Origin of the sequence: Mycobacterium sp., from assembly GCF_032162105.1 — a bacterium.
Classification (GTDB): Bacteria; Actinomycetota; Actinomycetes; order Mycobacteriales; family Mycobacteriaceae; genus Mycobacterium.
In genome coordinates this window covers 1-14,232 of the sequence record NZ_JAVRPS010000102.1, presented here as the reverse complement: position 1 = coordinate 14,232, position 14,232 = coordinate 1, and the positions used below count along the sequence as shown (strand labels likewise).

Below are 14,232 nucleotides of genomic sequence, written 5' to 3'. Positions count from 1 at the left end.
GGCCCCCACACGAGGGGGAGTCCCGACGCGCCAACGCCACCTCGGAGGCCAGCCCGCGACCACGTCGCCTCGCGGGCACACCAGCCGCCTCCTCCGCGGCCCGCCGCGCCGCATCCAACGCGGCCGCTGCACGCGCCTGCCCCGCAGCGGCCGCCGACTTCAACCGTTCCAGCGCCGCGATACGCTCCACCAGCGCCGACTCATCCGCATCCGGGTCGACGGTGACCAATCGTTCGAACATGCGTTCGAGTCTACCGACGTCCACTGACAAGCTCGGCAAGACGACTCCACGAAGGGGAACCAACCGTGCCGACGCCACTGCCCGACGATCTGCTCGACCTGCTCCGCAGGCCCAGCCCGTGCTTCATCGCCACCCTGATGCCCGACGGGTCGCCCCAGCTGACGCAGACCTGGGTGACCACCGACGGCGAGCACGTGGTGATCAACATCGTCGACGGCATGCAGAAGGCCCGAAACGTCGCCCGCGACGGTCGGGTGGCGGTGAACATCGTCGACTCCGACGATGTCTTCCGCTACTACGCGGTGCGCGGCCGCGTGATCGCCATGACCACCGAGGGTGGCGCCGAGAGCATCGACGAGATCTCGCAGAAGTATCTCGGCACGCCATACCCAAACTTCAGAGGTCAGCCTGAGACGAGGGTGCTGATCACCATCGAAGCCGACACGGTCACCCCTCCGCGCGGCTGATCGATCCGACGGTGAAGCAGGACGTCCGCCCGCCGTCGACGACGAGGTTGGTGCCGGTGATGTACGCGGCATCGTCGGACAGCAGAAACGCCACGGCGTCGGCAATTTCGGCCGGTTGTGCGATTCGGCCTAGCGCGATCGACGCCTGGTGCTCGGCCAACTCAGCGGCGGGGTCGGGTGCCGCGGCGAATTCGGCCATAAGCATAGGGGTCTCGGTCTCGCCGGGGGAGATGCTGTTGACGCGGATCCCATGCACTGCCAACTCCGCGGCCATGGCGCGGGTCATCGCAAGGACGCCGCCCTTCGTCGCCGTGTAGCCGACATAGCCGCCCTGACCCAGCAGACCGAGTTCGGATCCGGTCGTCACGATCGCTCCGCGGCCGGCCGGGATCATCCGTCGCGCTGCCTCGCGGCAAACGTAGAAGCTCCCCGAGAGATTGACGTGGATCTGCCGGAGCCAATCGTCGTCGGTCGTCGTCGACATGGGGGAGATCACGGAAATGCCTGCATTGCTGAACACCGCGGACAGCATGCCAAGTTCTTCGGCGCAGTCGAAGGCGTCTGCCACCTGAGCGGAGTCGGTCACGTCGGCGGCAATGGCCAGTGCCGCAGGCCCCGCGGCTCTACACAGCTCGGCTGACTCCTCGAGATCGGCGCCGGGCAACGCGACCAGCGCCACTGCCGCTCCTTCACCCGCCAACCGGAGCGCGGTCGCGCGGCCGATGCCCGAACTTGCGCCGGTAACCAGAGCGACGCGGTTGGTGAAACGTTGCATGGTCGTTCTCGATCTGTCGCTACGGGTTACGACGGTGTGCTGGAAGCAGTTTTGAGCGCATCGTACTGAGCACCGGTGAGCTCGACCGACTTCTCCCACAACCGCTCTGCGACCGTTTCGTCGCGTGCCGACGTGGCGCGCGGAGAACGGCCGACCGGACCGCGGACGCCGAACAGTCTGTTGGGTCCCAGGTAGTCGCCGTTGCGCACGTCGGGCATCGTCGCCGCGTAGAGCTGGCTCAGCGCGCCGTCCGTTTCGCTGTTGCCGAAGATTCCCAGCCCGATGTGGGTTGCCGTCAGAGCGCCAGGGATCGGCGGGACCATCGAATCGAACAAGTTCGTTGCCGCGGCGCCGGGGTGTGCGATCACGGATTTCAACGCGAGCCCGGCCGCCTCGCTGCGTCGCGCCAGCTCCGCGCCGAAGAGGAGGTTGGCCAGCTTGGACTGCGAGTACGCCGCCATTCGGCGGTAGCCGCGACGGTCGAAGTTCAGGTCGTCGAGCACGATGTGCCCCTGACGGTGCGCGATGCTGGCGAGCGTGACGACGCGCGGTTCGGAAGCCGCCAGCACCGCGGGCAGAACGCCGTCGGTGAACGCGAAGTGCCCGAAGTGATTTGTGCCGATCTGCATCTCGAAGCCGTCCGCGGTCCGCGAGAACGGAACCGCCATTAGGCCTGCGTTGTTGATCAGCGCATCGATCCTCGGTGCCAGCGTCGTCGCCTCGGCGGCCGCTTCGCGGACGCTGCCGAGATCGGCGAGGTCGAGGGCGACGAGGCCGTGCTCGGCTTCTGGGCCCGCAGTGCGCACGCGGTGCAGGGCTTCCCGTCCCGTCTCCTGATTGCGACAGGCCAGAATGATCCGCGCGCCCGCGCCTGCCAGCGCCGTCGCCGCCTGCAGGCCGAGGCCGTTGTTGGCGCCCGTGATCAGGATCGTCTTCCCGGCTTGGTCGGGTATGTCGCTGACTCGGAAGTTCTTGGTCTGCAGGGGGGTACGCGTCATCGGGTATTCCTCATTGGCTGGGGTCGTCGTTATTGACTGGGTTGGTCGTTCGAGAATGCGAGGTGCAACGGGAGGTTCGGGTCGACCGTCATTCCGCTGAGCCGGGCGGTCGACTCAACGAGACTCGACACGGTGGTCGCCAGATACTCGACGAACGTGTCGATCGACATCGGCTCTCCCTGAGTGCGGTTGGCACCCAGCCACCAGTCGGTTGAGGATGCGACCGCACCGAAGATCGAGTAGATGGTCAGTTCGGTGTAGTCGCCGTCGATCGAGTCGTCGTCGAGGGCGTTGGAGAACAATTCGGCGGCGCGCCTGGCCGATTGGCGCGCCGACTGCAACGTCCGCTCCGACTCGTCCATCTGATGGGTGAAGTGGCTGTGCACCATGAATCGAAAGACGTTCGGGTACTCCATGACCACCTTCGCGTACTCGGTGGCGCCACGGCGCACTAGCTCGCGAGCGGAGTCGTTCATCAGGTTGATGTTGGACAGCACGCGCTCCCACAGCATGTCCTGGATCCGGTCGACGATCGCGTCGAAGAGGTCGACCTTGTCCTTGAAGTGCCGGTACAGCTTCGGCTTGGCGGTGCCCGCCTCCTTGGCGATGTCGTCCATGCTGACGTCCGGCCCGATCTTGCCCAGCGCCCGGAACGCTGCGTCGACGAACTCTTCGCGGACCATGGCGCGGTGTTCGCGCCAGCGTTCGGTGCGCGCGTCAGGTCGCTGGCCCGCACGCTTCTCGGATCCGCGTGTATGCGCCCTGGGGGTCACGGGTATCACTTTATCCGATACCGGCGGTACTGGCTACACGCAGTTCCACGTATTCGGGCTGGTCGGGTCATCGGGATGCGCGCCATTGTGCGTCGGCAACACCATCGGCGGTCGCGGGCTCGTCGCCGTAGATCCACTCGCGGGCGATCCGATGCCAGTTGTTACTGGCTCCCAGCTGGCCCAGCACGCCGAAGGTCAAGAAGTCTGCGCGTCGCGAGAACAGATGCTCGGGTGGCAGGTTCTGGTGGTGCATGCCCGAGAATTCCGTCATCCGGGGGTCGATCGCGTCCAGCATGCTGCCGCTGGCCATGGCCGGAGTCACCGTGATCACCTCGTCGGTGAGGTGCCACCCGGCGGCGGCGTAGACGTATTCGAGGCATTCCTCGGGTGTCACCCCGGTGTCCGCCTCCATCACGCCGCGGCGCACCATCATGTCGAAGAGGTCTTGGCTGCGGTGTTCGGCGGCGGCGCGTATGCACTGCCTCTCGAAGTCGACGTGCACTGGATCCATGTGGTTGTAGAGACCGAAGTCGATGAAACCGACCTTCCCGTCCCGACCCAGCAGGATGTTTCCGGGGTGCGGATCGCCGCAGAACTCGTTGTGCAGGAACAGCGAACCGATGTAGAACCGGTAGACGATCTCGCCGACCCGATCGCGATCGGCTGGTGGCAGTTCGCAGATCGCGTCGAACGAGACGCCGTCGAACAATTCGGTCACGACGACCTTTCGGCCGCTGCGCTCCGCCACGCTGTCGGGTATCGCGATGAACGGATGATCGGCGAACAACACCGCGAGCTCGTGCTGGGTTCGCGCTTCACGCTCGTAGTCGAGTTCGCTCTCCATGTTGCGCGCGATCTCGGCCGCGAGCTCCGGAGTCGATACCGTCGGGATCGCCGAGCGCCAGAACTTCAGGAACATCGCCAGGTTCTTCATATCGGCACGGATCGCAACGTCGACACCTGGGTACTGCACCTTGACCGCCACGTCGCGACCGTCGTGCAGACGGGCGCGGTAGACCTGGCCGATCGACGCCGCGGCCATGGGCCGGTCATCGAATTCTGCGAACAACGTCGTTACGGGACCTCCGAGATCGTCCTCGATCAGGCGTCGCATCACGTCGAACGAGACCGTGGGAGCCTGGTCGCGCAGCACTGCGAGCCTGCGCTGAAAACTCTCGCGGTGCGATTCAGGAACCAGCTCGAGGTCGACGACCGAGAGCATCTGGCCGAGTTTCATGGCCGCGCCCTTCATGCTGCCAAGCACCTGCACCAGCTGGTCGGCGGCCTGCAGCGCGGCCTTCTCCGAGATCCGCGCCTTCGACTCGCTGGAGCGGCCGACCATCGACATCCTGGCGCCGGCCGTCCGCACCGCCTGCGTCGCCGCCGCCTTGCCGAGCTTGGAGCCACGCGAAACTCGCGAGGTGGGTACCTGGTCTGACATTTGCGGAGTCCTCCGAGCGTGATGACTCAGGTTACAAATGTCGGATTCATCCCGCCGCTCGCGCCCACTTTCCACGCGCGGCGACGGCCTCGCGGCGTTCGTAGGGTAGGTGGTGGCCGGCCCCTTGGTAGACGACCACGTGGCTACTTGGAAGCCTCTCGGCGATCCGATGGGCATGCGCGGGCGGGGTCAGCCTGTCGTTCGTGCCGGCCATGACGACGACGTCCACGTCGCGGAACGCCGCCAATGCCTCATACCGGTTGTGCCGCAACAACGACCGACCCAACGAGGCGGCCGCGCGCGGATTGCTCTGCGCCGCCCGGCTCGCGGATGGGAACGCTCACGTGATGGCGGCGCCGACCAGATGTCCAATGCCGTAGGTGATGCCAAGAGCCACGGCGCCGCCGAGGATGTTGCGCGTGATCGCGCGTTGCTTGGGTGCACCGCCAAGGCCGGCCGACGCCGCTCCGGTGATGACGAGAGCCAGCAGCACGGCCGCGACGGTCATCGGTACCCGAAGAGTGTTGGGCGGCAACAGAATCGCGACCAATGGCAGGAGGGCCCCGACGGTGAAGGACAGTGCCGATGACAGGGCGGCCTGCCATGGGTTGGTCAGATTGGTGGGATCTATGCCCAGCTCCACGTCGGCGTGCGCGGCGAACGCATCATGGTCGGTCAGTTCTTCGGCAACGGTGCGCGCAGTTGCCGTCGACAAACCCTTGGCCTCATACAGCGCCGCGAGTTCGTCCAGTTCCGCTGCGGGGTCGTCGCGTAGCTCGCCGCGTTCCTTGCTGAGCAGCGCTTGCTCGGTGTCACGCTGAGTGCTGACAGAAACGTACTCTCCCAACGCCATCGAGACGGCCCCCGCGACCATTCCCGCGACTCCCGCGGTCAGGATCGGGTCTCGAGACGCCGTTGCTGCCGCAACTCCTACCACGATGCCTGCCGTTGAGACGATCCCGTCGTTGGCGCCCAGGACGCCGGCACGCAGCCAATTCAGTTTCGATGACACCGAACCCACATGTGGCTCGGCGGGATGGGACGTGGTCGACATGGTCACCACGCTAGACAACGAGGCGGACCACCGCCAGCAAACGTAGCCTAGCCAAAGTGGCCACTGTGCAGCGTGTTTCAGCTTCACCGCACTTCCCGAATGTGGACCGCGCGCTCGACGGCGACATGCGCTCGGCGGCGGTGTCAGGGCGTGGCCGGGCGGGCAACCGATTGCTCTCCCCAGGTTGCCTTCGCTCCCGAATCGCCGATGCGATAGACCTGTACGGTCGTCGCGACGCTCGTGACGATGACGACGCCGGCGATGAGCCACCGCGCAAGGGGTTTCACGGATCGCCCGCGCGCTTCCCGGAAATGGAAGACTGCGAGCAGAATCGCTGCGGCCGTCAACGCGATGGCGAAGTACACCATCGTGTCGCCGAGCTCGGTGTGGGCGTGCAGCAAGGGCGACCGGCCCTTCACCTTCTCCAGCCATTCGCCCGCGTCCGTCGTCAATGGGGTCAGAATCGTCGTGATGACCGCGAGCGTCAGCACCAGCCATACCAATCGTTGGCGTGCTGCCGGCCACAGCGCACAGATGATCGTGAGAATGGCGGTGAGCGGGGCCAGGACGACGATGAAGTGCACGAGTAGAACGTGGGCGGGTAGCCCGTTGAACGTCGACAAGTTGTTTCTCCTCGAAACGATGTGGGGATTGCGCGAAGACACGATCTCGTACGATCTACGAAGAAGGGCCTCGCTTTCGGTCGGCGGATGCCGGTTGGTCGGGGATCAGTGAGATGGCAAGTCGAGGGCAGCGGTCAACGGCGTTGTGCGCCTGAGGAAGTGCCGATGGTGGAACCGCGGGCTCGCGGGAGCCGTCTCGCGCGATGGGGTAGCCCCAGTCGTCCCGGTCAAGGAGCCGCGGCAGCAGTTCGGTGCACAGTCCGCGTCCGTCGCAGCGCGTCCAGTCGATGTGCAGCCGTCGCGGGGATGGCGGGTGCGGCGGCCTCACAGTGCTCCCGAGTCGGTGCGTCGTGAACGTCCGGCGTTGGGCACCGATGTCAGGGCGGCTTCGCATCGGCCCTGCCGATGGTGGGTGACGTCGGAGGCGAAGGCGTGCAGTGCGCTGCGGGCCAGGCGCGCGGTTCCGTCGGGGTGCCGGCAGGCACCGCGGCCGTCGACGAGGTCGCTCATCCGGTGTATCTCCTCGACGAGGAGGTCGTTGACCCGGCCGTAGGCGAGGTCCTCGAAGAGCTGGCTCAGTCGGGGCAGACCGTTCAGGCAGGGGCCGCATTGGCCGGCGCTGTGTTCGGCGAGGTAATCGAGAATGTCTGCGGTGTGCGCGAGGCCACACTCATCGCGCCCGAGTGCGTGAACGATGCCTGCGCCCGGACTGGCCCGCAGAGGTGCGAGGGAGGACTTCGACAACCGGACGCCGGTCAGCGTCTCGGTCGGGATCCAACTGCCGTGGTAACCGCCGATGAGGACCGCACGCAAGGTGAGATGGTCGCTGAATCCGAACCGCCCGATCACGTCGGTCAACAACGCTCCGGTCGGCACTTCGACGACGCCTCGCTTGTTCAGCGCACCCGACAGCGTGACGAGCATGGAGCCTGGTTGTGTCCGGTCACCGATCGAGCGGAACCATTCGGCTCCGTACCTGGCGATCAGGGCGACGTGTGCGAGTGTCTCGACGTTGTTGATCAGCGTGGGCCGGCCCCGCACACCGGATACGGTGGTGAGGAGCTTGCGGTCGCGGGGGAGTGCCGGACCGCCCTCGATACGCCTGACGACCGCCGACTCCTCGCCCGAGATGAACGTGTCGGGAGCTTCGACGGCGGCTACCCGGTACCGATCAACTCGTGGTGTCGCCCTTTCCTCGAGGGCGTGCTGCACCGTCGAGAGCAAGCGCGACGGGACGTAGATGTACACCTTGTCCGCCGCCACCGCTTCGGCGGCGACGTTCAGGCCGTCGAGGACGAGGTGGGGTGCGTGCGACAGCAGTGCGGCGTCCTTGTAGCTGAGCGGCTCGCCCTCGGCGCCGTTCCCGATCACGACCGGTTTGCGGCCGCTGACCGATGCGATCTTGCGGCCGGTCGGGAAACCGGCACCACCTCGGCCGGTCAGATTCGACTCATGAAGCGCGGCAACCAAATTCGTTCCGGCCGAGTCGGGCAGCGCGCCGAACTGCGCGCGGTGTTCGGCCAGGCTTGGTCCCTGAGCGGCGAACAGACGATGAGTCGTCGGGGTCTCGGCGAGACGGTGTCGTGCTGTGGTCACGGGCGCTGAAGTCCCCGTGCGCTTGCGTACTCCGTGTAGTTGGCCCGCAGCCGCCATGCCAGGGCGACGGCAACCGTCAGCGCACAGGTCGCCGCGCACAGCAGAAACCACGTGTGACCGGAATCGGTTCCGTTGCCGAGTGCGTGGGCCAGGGCGATCGGCCAGAGCGCATACGTCGCCCAGTGGACGGCGCGGAAGACTCGCACGCCGAGTCGGTGGCGCAACAGGCTGGTGACGATCACGACGACGAGCACGTCGAAGGCGAGGGTCCCCAAGCCGAGCCACAGGGGTCGATAGGCCCCGAGGAATGGTACGACGAAGTCGACGAGCCGCAACTGTGCATAGGGATCCAAGAAGAGCAGCACCACGTGTAGCGCCACCAGGAGCGTCCCGGCCAGCGCGGCGAACCGATGGACGTCGGAAACGGCGAATCTCGGCAGCACGAACAGCGGGCGACCCGATCGCGTGGCGACTCCCAATGCCAGCGAAATGGTGAGGAACGCAAGCGCCGTGATCCCGGTTCCGCGGCCCAGAGCCCAGAAGGTTTCGTCGGTCATCGGACTGCGTCCGGGTCGGGTTCCGGCCACCCGCCGATGGTGTGGACGCCGCGTTCGCGGTCCACCAGTCGCGCGGGGACATCGAGGGTCCGGATCCAATCCAGCGCCTGCCACCCGCGGACGATCGCCGCCGTGCTCACCGTGTTGGCGGCAAGGCAGCTTTGCGCGGCGACGCTGACGGTGCGCCACACCGGATCCGCTGAGCGGCTGGTCTGCGGGTCGATGATGTGGTGAACCAGTTCCTCGCGGTGTCGCCATCGCCGGCGGACCGTGCTCGAGGTGGCGAGTGCGGTTCCGCCCGGCAGGGCCACCGAACTTGCCGGATCGTCGTCGGCGTCGTGGACCAGTACCTGCCAGCCGTCCTCGGGCGATGGTCCTGCGGTGGCGATGTCACCGCCGAGATTGATCAATACACCGGTCCCGGTGGCGTGCTGGACGCGCTGAGCGCAACGGTCCGCGGCGATTGCCTTGGCCGTGGCTCCGAGATCGAGCACGATCCCGGATGGCACCGTCACCACCCGACCCTTCAGCGCGATCATCGACCAGTGCGCAGGCACCGTGACGGACATGGCCGGCTGCCGCCCGCAATCCAATGCGGCGAAGTCGCGGTCGTAGCCGAGGGCGATCATCGCGCCGCCGATCGTCGGGTCGACGTCACCGTCGGTCTGGTGGGCCGAGACGAGTGCTGCGGCCAGCATCTCTGCCAGCACCTCGCTCACGTACATCGGCCGACCGGCTGACGCGGCGAGAGCATTGATTTCGGAGTCGGGCCGGAAGCGCGACGCGGCCGCTTCGATGGCGTCGAGTTCGGCATCGACTTCCCGCCGCGCGCAGGCCAGCGAGTCCGAGCCGGTGACGACGAGCTGCATGTCGGTACTCCACCGCTGCCACCGGGTTGTCGTGGTCTCCTCGTCGGCGATCCGCTCTGCGGCGGTGGTCACGAGCCGCTGGATCTCGTCACGGGACGGGAGTAGTTCGGCGAATTCACCGTCGTCGGAGTGGTCAGGCGGCGCTGGGTCGTCGGCGGCACGGTGGCCTTGGGAGTCGGTATCTGATGGGTGACGGGGGCAGGGGCCTGCTCGACGGTTTGTGCGGGTGTGTACTCGGGCACCGCTTGATAGGTCCTGGCCGGGGGTTGATCGACCGGGGTCTCGAAGGTGACCTCCGGCGGCGGCGCCAACTCGGTGGGCACCGCGGCGTCGACGGGGATGTCCACCGCTGGCGGCTTGAAGGTGTCGGCATACGCAAGCGACGAGGCACCCGCGACACCGGCGGCGCCGATGCCGACCAGCACCCACGAGGTGACGGTGGCGCGGCGAAAGCCCAGCCGAGGTGAGTCCATGTCCCGAACGATGTCATCGGTTTCTTACAGCGTTCGAAGAACTGGCGTGGCACGCTCGGTGAGGTGGCCGACGGACACCCTGCTCAGACATTGCTGATCGTCGAGGACGACCGTGCGCTGAGCGTGATGCTCGCCGAGCTGTTCACCGAAGAGGGTTATCTCGTTGACGTCGCGCACGATGGCCAGCAGGGACTGCACCGTGGCCTCACCGGCCGCTACGACGCCGTGATCGTCGATCGAGGGTTGCCGGTGATGGACGGCGCCGATCTCGTCGCCGTGCTCCGGTCACGTGGTGTGGCCACCCCGGCGCTAGTGCTTACCGCCCGTGGGTCCGTCGCGGATCGGGTCGAGGGCCTTGACGCCGGCGCGCAGGACTATCTGCTCAAACCGTTCGAGATACCCGAACTGCTCGCCCGGGTACGGGCACTGCTGCGACGGCCCGACGGTCGTTCGATGCTGCGCGTTGGTGGTCTCTGCCTGGATCGCTTGACGCGCAGGGTCACCGGCAGCGCCGTTGGCGGCGACGGGGTCGAACTGTCCGAGCGTGAGGCGGCGCTGCTCGGCGTTCTGATGAGCGCCCCGCGACAGGTCTTCACGCGGGGCCAACTGCTCGACAGAGTGTTCAACGGTGTCGATTCGTCCGGCGCCGTCGACACCTACGTCCATTATCTGCGCCGCAAACTCGGCCGCAACGTCGTGCGCACGGTGCACGGTACGGGCTATCGCCTCGGAGCCGGATGACGCCGCTCGGCGTGGTTCAGCGCGCCGGCCGCATCGCCGCGGTTCAAGCGTCGCTCGCGCTAGCCGGGTTGTTGCTGGTGGTAGGCGCCGTCATCTTCTTCGTCGATGTCCGTGTGCAAGGCCAGCAGATCACCTCCCAGCTGAACTCGGTTGCCGCGAGCGCCGACGACGTCAACGATCCGCCGCCGGGAATGATCCTGGTCCTGCGGGATCGCTCGGGAAATGTGGGGGCCAGCACCGACCGTGTACCGGCCGCGGAGTTGCTGGCAGGTCCGGTCGGATTCTCCGACCATCAATTCGACGGCGTTCACTACCGTGCCGTCGTAGCCGACAAGCCACAGGGCCGCGTCGTTGCGCTGCTCGATCTCGGTCCCTACGACTCCGGTCGCAGTCGTCTGCTGCTGTCGCTGGGTATCGCAGAGCTCGCCGGAATCGTGGCGTCCGTCGCCGTCGTCGTCATGCTCACCCGACGGTCGATCCGCCCCCTCGCCGAGGCTTTGGCACTGCAACGACGTTTCGTCGCCGATGCCTCGCACGAACTTCGCGCACCATTGACGGTGCTGCACACCCGCATCCAGTTACTCGCCCGCCGTTTCGACGATGCAAACGCCCAGCAGACCAAGAGACAAATCGACGCGCTGGCCGCCGACACGCGCGCACTTGGTGAGGTGATCGAGGACCTGCTTGCCTCCGCCTCCATGACCGAAGAGGACGCACCCCGCGATCGCGTCGATCTCGCAACTGTCGCTCACGTGGTCCGCGACAGCATGTTCCAGCACGCCGAGACCGCCGGGGTGAGCCTCGTCGTCGAACCCGACGGCGTCGTGCCCACCGAAGATCTCGTCGTGCTCGGGTCGGCGTCCGCGCTCCGCCGCGCGATCACCTCTCTGGTCGACAACGCACTCGCGCACGAGCATCCGGGCGGAACGATTGGCATCGCCATTCGGCGCCAGAAGGACAACGTCCACATCGACGTGCGTGATGACGGCGTCGGAATCGACCCCTTCGACATGGACACGTTGTTCACCCGTTTCTCACACGGACAAGCACACACTGCCACCGGAGATCGTCCGCGCTACGGCATCGGTCTGGCACTCGTTCGAGAGATTGCGCACGCGCACCGCGGCGAGATCACCGTGACGCAGACACCCGGCGGCGGAGCCACTTTCACACTCATCATTCCCGCCGCTGAGGTGGGCACCGCCAGGGCGGCACCAGAGGCGAATTCGTGCGCAAGCGGCCCGAAGCCGGCTTTGCGCTGGATGGCCCGGACACGCCGATTGCTGCGCACCCGGAGAAGATGACCGGCGCCGGGTTCACGCTCATCGTGTCGTTGACGATCGAACCCGAACAGGTCGTTCTCACTCATCCGTGGCTGATCCGCAGCAGTTCGGCCACGCTGGTCAACTTCACCCGCGGCCGGCCGAGAATCTCGCCCGCCGAACGCTCGTGGTCGTCGATCAGCTTCCAATGGTCGTCGGTGACCAGTTTCGGTTGGCGCGACACCAGCCATTCGAGGAGTTCCTCGGAATGCCCATCGCCGAAGTCGGCCACGGATCCCGCGGCAAGATCGGCGGTCAGCGTGTTGACGGTCTCCTGCGAGTCCTTCTTGTTGCTGCCGATCACGCCGGACGGGCCTCGCTTGATCCACCCGACGACGTACTCGTTGCGCCTGCCATCGACCTTGCCGTCGGTATGAGGAATCGTTCCGGCCCGTTCGTCGAACGGCAGCCCCGGCGTCGGCACACCCCGGTACCCGACCGCGCGAACCACCAGCTGTGCCGGCAGTTCCTCGCGCCCGCCGGTGTCCTTGGCGACCACCCGGCCCCCGTCGTCGACCAGTTCGTTGCGGCCCAGCACGATCGACTCCACCCTGCCATCGCCCTTGATCTCTATCGGCGAGGTGCGGAACCGGAACACGATGCGGCGCTTGGCGCCTCGCGGCTGTTGCTCGGAGTATCCGCGGAGCACCTTGATGTTCTGTTTGACGCTCTTCGATGCCGCCTCCAGGTCGGCCTCGGAGATGTCGGCGAAGTCGGCCGGGTCGACGATCACGTCGACGTCGGCCATCGCCTCGAGGTCGGCCAGCTCGCGCAGTTCCAGTGTGGTGAAGGTGGCCTGCAGCGGGCCGCGGCGGCCGATGACGACGACCTCCTCGACACCGCGGGAGTGCAGCAGGTCCAGGGCGTGCGTGGCGATGTCGGTGGCGGCCAACAGGTCGGGGTCGCTGACCAGGATGCGCGCCACGTCGAGTGCGACGTTGCCGTTGCCGACCACGACCGCCCGGCCGGTCGACAGGTCGGGCGACATCTCCTCGAAGTGCGGGTGCGCGTTGTACCAGCCGACGAAGTCGACGGCGGCGACGCTGCCCGTCAGCTCCTCGCCGGGAATGTTCAGCGGGCGGTCGGACTGGGCGCCGACCGCGTAGATCACCGCGTCATAGCGTTCGGCGAGTTCGTCGGCCTGGACGTGCTCGCCCACCGCGACGTTGCCGAAGAAACGGAACCGGGGATCGGCGGCCGTCTTCTCGAACTGGGCGCTGATGGTCTTGATCTTGGGGTGGTCGGGCGCCACCCCCGAGCGCACCAGACCCCACGGGGTCGGCAGCATCTCCAGCATGTCGACGCGCACGTCCGCGTCATCGGTCGAGTCGGCGAACTTCAGCAGCGACGCGGCAGCAAAGTAACCCGAAGGTCCGGAGCCGACGATCGCCACATGGTAAGGGCGCATACTTCAGCTTTCTGTAAGCCATCTGTCTCGTACCCGGGGCGCACAAGGGGCTGTCGCGACGTCCCGGGCTGGTTACCAAGCCGATGCTAAACCTGGTTCGCCGATCGAGGGGGAAGGGGCGAAACGTCCGACGTCACGGTCGGTACTGTGATTTCCCGTGGATCCCGACCGTTTAGCCGACATCGCAGCCCTCGACACCACCCTGACCACGGTGGAGCGCGTGCTGGACGTCGATGGTCTGCGCGCCCGCATCGAGAAGCTCGAACAAGAAGCGTCCGATCCCAACCTCTGGGACGACCAGGCGCGCGCCCAGAAGGTCACCAGCGACCTCTCCCACACGCAGAGTGAGCTGCGCCGAGTCGAAGAACTGCGGCAACGGCTCGATGACCTGCCGGTGCTCTACGAGATGGCGGCCGAAGAGGCCGGTGCCGGCGCCGAAGCTGCGCTGGCCGAGGCCGACGCCGAGTTCAAGTCACTGGGTGAGGACCTCGAGGCGATGGAGGTCCGCACCCTGCTATCGGGGGAGTACGACGAACGCGAGGCGGTCGTCACCATCCGATCGGGCGCGGGCGGCGTCGATGCGGCCGACTGGGCCGAGATGCTCATGCGGATGTACGTCCGGTGGGCGGAGAAGCACCACTACGGCGTCGAGGTGTTCGACACGTCCTACGCCGAAGAGGCGGGCATCAAGAGCGCGACGTTCGCGGTGCACGCCCCGTACGCCTACGGCACGCTCTCGGTCGAGCAGGGCACGCACCGACTGGTGCGGATCAGCCCGTTCGACAACCAGAGCAGGCGCCAGACGTCGTTCGCCGACGTCGAGGTGCTGCCCGTGGTCGAGACCACCGACCACATCGAGATTCCCGAGGGCGACCTGCGCGTCGACGTCTACCG

General features: G+C 66.7%; 16 protein-coding genes and 2 pseudogenes. 4 read left to right on the top strand and 14 right to left on the bottom strand.

Translation table 11 applies throughout. From position 1 onward, the window contains the following. Positions 1–241, bottom strand: a pseudogene (locus QOC69_RS05100) (HNH endonuclease); the annotation flags it as partial. Positions 242–306: 65 nt separating this feature from the next. On the opposite strand from QOC69_RS05100, the gene QOC69_RS05095 reads away from it, so the two are divergent. Next, positions 307–708 carry a TIGR03618 family F420-dependent PPOX class oxidoreductase gene (locus QOC69_RS05095; RefSeq protein ID WP_526437019.1) on the top strand — a complete coding sequence of 134 codons (402 nt, stop codon included), beginning with the start codon at positions 307–309 and terminating at the stop codon, positions 706–708. Here the strand turns inward: QOC69_RS05095 and QOC69_RS05090 are convergent. The 12 genes and pseudogenes from QOC69_RS05090 to QOC69_RS05035 form a co-directional block, all read right to left on the bottom strand. Beyond that, entirely contained in the window at positions 689–1,483 is a 795-nt protein-coding gene (locus tag QOC69_RS05090; RefSeq protein ID WP_526437017.1) for an SDR family NAD(P)-dependent oxidoreductase, read from the bottom strand. The genes QOC69_RS05095 and QOC69_RS05090 overlap by 20 nt on opposite strands. A gap of 26 nt (positions 1,484–1,509) precedes the next feature. After that, complete coding sequence (locus QOC69_RS05085) at positions 1,510–2,481, bottom strand: oxidoreductase (protein ID WP_526437015.1); 972 nt, start codon at positions 2,479–2,481, stop codon at positions 1,510–1,512. A 29-nt stretch (positions 2,482–2,510) separates the two neighbouring features. Beyond that, positions 2,511–3,164 carry a TetR/AcrR family transcriptional regulator gene (locus QOC69_RS05080; protein ID WP_526437021.1) on the bottom strand — a complete coding sequence of 218 codons (654 nt, stop codon included), beginning with the start codon at positions 3,162–3,164 and terminating at the stop codon, positions 2,511–2,513. A 157-nt stretch (positions 3,165–3,321) separates the two neighbouring features. Continuing rightward, entirely contained in the window at positions 3,322–4,695 is a 1,374-nt protein-coding gene (locus QOC69_RS05075) for an ABC1 kinase family protein (protein ID WP_526437013.1), read from the bottom strand. Between the two features lie 46 nt (positions 4,696–4,741). After that, positions 4,742–5,020, bottom strand: a pseudogene (locus tag QOC69_RS05070) (alpha/beta fold hydrolase); the annotation flags it as partial. Between the two features lie 15 nt (positions 5,021–5,035). Beyond that, positions 5,036–5,749 carry a VIT1/CCC1 transporter family protein gene (locus tag QOC69_RS05065; protein WP_526437011.1) on the bottom strand — a complete coding sequence of 238 codons (714 nt, stop codon included), beginning with the start codon at positions 5,747–5,749 and terminating at the stop codon, positions 5,036–5,038. A 143-nt stretch (positions 5,750–5,892) separates the two neighbouring features. Then, positions 5,893–6,372, bottom strand: a complete 480-nt coding sequence (locus tag QOC69_RS05060) for a DUF2231 domain-containing protein (protein ID WP_526437009.1) — start codon at positions 6,370–6,372, stop codon at positions 5,893–5,895. Positions 6,373–6,427: 55 nt separating this feature from the next. Beyond that, a complete protein-coding gene (locus tag QOC69_RS05055; RefSeq protein WP_526437007.1) occupies positions 6,428–6,766 on the bottom strand; it encodes a ferredoxin in 339 nt (112 codons plus the stop codon). Then, entirely contained in the window at positions 6,697–7,968 is a 1,272-nt protein-coding gene (locus QOC69_RS05050) for an NADH-ubiquinone oxidoreductase-F iron-sulfur binding region domain-containing protein (RefSeq protein WP_526437005.1), read from the bottom strand. Before QOC69_RS05050 ends, QOC69_RS05055 begins: the two co-directional genes overlap by 70 nt. Next, a complete protein-coding gene (locus tag QOC69_RS05045) occupies positions 7,965–8,525 on the bottom strand; it encodes a ferric reductase-like transmembrane domain-containing protein (RefSeq protein WP_526437003.1) in 561 nt (186 codons plus the stop codon). Before QOC69_RS05045 ends, QOC69_RS05050 begins: the two co-directional genes overlap by 4 nt. Further along, positions 8,522–9,466 carry an FAD:protein FMN transferase gene (locus QOC69_RS05040; protein ID WP_526437001.1) on the bottom strand — a complete coding sequence of 315 codons (945 nt, stop codon included), beginning with the start codon at positions 9,464–9,466 and terminating at the stop codon, positions 8,522–8,524. Before QOC69_RS05040 ends, QOC69_RS05045 begins: the two co-directional genes overlap by 4 nt. Beyond that, positions 9,463–9,867, bottom strand: coding sequence for a hypothetical protein (locus tag QOC69_RS05035; protein ID WP_526436999.1), 405 nt, complete (start codon positions 9,865–9,867; stop codon positions 9,463–9,465). The genes QOC69_RS05040 and QOC69_RS05035 overlap by 4 nt, the downstream gene beginning before the upstream one ends. A 63-nt stretch (positions 9,868–9,930) precedes the next feature. Here QOC69_RS05035 and QOC69_RS05030 point away from each other — a divergent pair, with 63 nt between their 5' ends. Together QOC69_RS05030 and QOC69_RS05025 are read left to right on the top strand one after the other, a co-directional pair. Beyond that, positions 9,931–10,608: a response regulator transcription factor gene (locus tag QOC69_RS05030; protein ID WP_526436997.1), complete on the top strand. Its 678-nt coding sequence runs from the start codon at positions 9,931–9,933 to the stop codon at positions 10,606–10,608. Continuing rightward, complete coding sequence (locus QOC69_RS05025) at positions 10,605–11,912, top strand: sensor histidine kinase (RefSeq protein WP_526436995.1); 1,308 nt, start codon at positions 10,605–10,607, stop codon at positions 11,910–11,912. The genes QOC69_RS05030 and QOC69_RS05025 overlap by 4 nt, the downstream gene beginning before the upstream one ends. Positions 11,913–11,973: 61 nt before the next feature. Here QOC69_RS05025 and QOC69_RS05020 read toward each other — a convergent pair whose 3' ends face one another. Further along, complete coding sequence (locus QOC69_RS05020) at positions 11,974–13,338, bottom strand: FAD-dependent oxidoreductase (protein ID WP_526436993.1); 1,365 nt, start codon at positions 13,336–13,338, stop codon at positions 11,974–11,976. A gap of 157 nt (positions 13,339–13,495) precedes the next feature. On the opposite strand from QOC69_RS05020, the gene QOC69_RS05015 reads away from it, so the two are divergent. Continuing rightward, positions 13,496–14,232 (top strand): PCRF domain-containing protein (locus tag QOC69_RS05015; RefSeq protein ID WP_526436991.1); only part of this gene is annotated, 737 nt, incomplete at its 3' end.

Coding starts and splice junctions, on each gene's coding strand:
- QOC69_RS05090 (WP_526437017.1), bottom strand. CDS start 1,483: ATGCAACGTTTCACCAACCGCGTCGCTCTGGTTACCGGCGCAAGTTCG.
- QOC69_RS05085 (WP_526437015.1), bottom strand. CDS start 2,481: ATGACGCGTACCCCCCTGCAGACCAAGAACTTCCGAGTCAGCGACATA.
- QOC69_RS05080 (WP_526437021.1), bottom strand. CDS start 3,164: ATGGTCCGCGAAGAGTTCGTCGACGCAGCGTTCCGGGCGCTGGGCAAG.
- QOC69_RS05075 (WP_526437013.1), bottom strand. CDS start 4,695: ATGTCAGACCAGGTACCCACCTCGCGAGTTTCGCGTGGCTCCAAGCTC.
- QOC69_RS05065 (WP_526437011.1), bottom strand. CDS start 5,749: ATGTCGACCACGTCCCATCCCGCCGAGCCACATGTGGGTTCGGTGTCA.
- QOC69_RS05055 (WP_526437007.1), bottom strand. CDS start 6,766: ATGCGAAGCCGCCCTGACATCGGTGCCCAACGCCGGACGTTCACGACG.
- QOC69_RS05045 (WP_526437003.1), bottom strand. CDS start 8,525: ATGACCGACGAAACCTTCTGGGCTCTGGGCCGCGGAACCGGGATCACG.
- QOC69_RS05035 (WP_526436999.1), bottom strand. CDS start 9,867: ATGGACTCACCTCGGCTGGGCTTTCGCCGCGCCACCGTCACCTCGTGG.
- QOC69_RS05025 (WP_526436995.1), top strand. CDS start 10,605: ATGACGCCGCTCGGCGTGGTTCAGCGCGCCGGCCGCATCGCCGCGGTT.
- QOC69_RS05020 (WP_526436993.1), bottom strand. CDS start 13,338: ATGCGCCCTTACCATGTGGCGATCGTCGGCTCCGGACCTTCGGGTTAC.